Origin of the sequence: Pseudomonas sp. SIMBA_068, from assembly GCF_046534705.1 — a bacterium.
Taxonomy (GTDB): domain Bacteria; phylum Pseudomonadota; class Gammaproteobacteria; order Pseudomonadales; family Pseudomonadaceae; genus Aquipseudomonas; species Aquipseudomonas putida.
The window spans coordinates 1-1,971 of record NZ_JAWRYI010000030.1 but is presented as its reverse complement, the minus strand read 5'-3'; the positions used below and the strand labels follow the sequence as shown (position 1 = coordinate 1,971).

General features: G+C 61.6%; 1 protein-coding gene. It reads right to left on the bottom strand.

Annotation, left to right across the window (positions count from 1 at the left end; translation table 11 throughout):
- Window positions 1-1,971, bottom strand: a 1,971-nt coding sequence (locus SB756_RS27975; protein WP_410912729.1) for an immunoglobulin-like domain-containing protein, incomplete at both ends; no start/stop codon positions are given.

Genomic DNA, 1,971 nt, shown 5'->3' with positions numbered 1-1,971 from the left:
GTCGCCCAGCTGCAGGTTCTCGAAGGTACGGCCGCCGATGTCGGCTGCCGACTTGATACCCAGGCTGATTTCACCGGAGTCTTTGTAGACGTCGTCGCCTTGGGCAGCGTGCTCGTAGGGCGCGCTGGTTTGGCCGGCCTTGATGGTGACTTGAGCGTTGTTGCTCAGGGTCACGACCAGGTCGTTGGCCAGGGCGGTGTTGATGTGCACGGTGAAGGTCGGTTTGACGTTCTCGGCCACCGAAGTCTGGTCGGCAGTGATGGTGACCTTAACCAGGTCACCTTCGTTGGTGCCGCCTGGGTTGCCCGGGGTACCTGGCTCATCGGTGACAGTGGTGCTGACAGGAGTCTTGTCCAGGGTCAGCTGCTCGAACTTGCCGACATCCGCGCCCGCAACAGTCGCGATCGACTGCACTACCGGGGTGTTGCTGCCAACGTAGACGTTGTCCGGGGCAGTCACGGTGATCGAACCGCTGGTGCCATTGGCCGGTACGGTGATGACGGTCTTGCCATCGCTCAGCGTGAAGGTCAGCGCGCCGTGGTTATTGATCGGCAGACCGTCTTTGTTGGTCAGCGTGATGGTGTAGGTGATCTCGCCGCCTTCGGTGACCGAAGGGGTGGCGGTCAGCTTGGCCACAACTTCGTCGGTGGTGTCGGTCACTTGAACGGTAGCGGCACCGCCCAGTTGCAGGTTCTCGAAGGTAGCGCCGGTGGCGTCTACCGCCGAATTGATGCCCAGGCTGATCTGGCCAGCGTCGTTGTAAACGTCATCACCTTGTGCAGCGTGCTCGTACGGCGCGCTGGTGTCGCCGGCCTTGATGGTGACCTGAGCGTTGTTGCTCAGGGTCACGACCAGGTCGTGGTCCAGTGGCTGGTTGATGTGCACGGTGAACGTCGGTTTGACGTTCTCGGCGACCGAGTTCTGGTCAGCCGTGATGGTGACCTTGACCAGGTCGCCTTCGTTGTTGCCGCCTGGGTTGCCCGGAGTGCCTGGCTCGTCAGTGACGATGGTGCTGACCGGGGTCTTGTCGAGGGTCAGTTGCTCGAACTTGCCGACGTCAGCGCCCGCAACGGTCGCGATGGAGTTGACCACCGCTGGGTTGCTGCCGACGTAGACGTTGTCCGGAGCCGTGACGGTGATCGAACCGCTGGTGCCATTGGCCGGTACGGTGATGACGGTCTTGCCGTCGCTCAGCGTGAAGGTCAGCGCGCCATGGTTGTTGATCGGCAGACCGTCTTTGTTGGTCAGCGTGATGGTGTAGGTGATCTCGCCGCCTTCGGTAACCGAAGGGGTCGCGGTCAGTTTCGCCACCACTTCATCAGTGGTGTCGGTCACTTGAACGGTGGCGGCACCGCCCAGTTGCAGGTTCTCGAAGGTGGCACCAGTGGCGTCTACCGCGGAATTGATACCCAAGCTGATCTGGCCAGCGTCGTTGTAGACGTCATCGCCTTGTGCCGCGTGCTCATATGGCGCGCTGGTGTCGCCGGCCTTGATGGTGACTTGGGCATTGTTGCTCAGGGTCACGACCAGGTCGTGGTCCAACAGCTGGTTGATGTGCACGGTGAACGTCGGTTTGACGTTTTCCGCCACCGAGGTCTGGTCGGCGGTGATGGTGACTTTGACCAAGTCACCTTCGTTGCCTGGGGTGCCCGGCTCGTCAGTAACGGTGGTGCTGACCGGGGTTTTGTCGAGGGTCAGTTGCTCGAACTTGCCGACGTCAGCGCCCGCAACGGTCGCGATGGAGTTGACCACCGCTGGGTTGCTGCCAACGTAAACGTTGTCCGGGGCAGTCACGGAGATCGAACCGCTGGTGCCATTGGCCGGCACGGTGATGACGGTCTTGCCGTCGCTCAGCGTAAAGGTCAGGGCGCCGTGGTTATTGATCGGCAGACCATCTTTGTTGGTCAGGGTGATGGTGTAGGTGATCTCGCCGCCTTCGGTAACCGAAGGGGTCGCGGTCAGCTTGGCCAC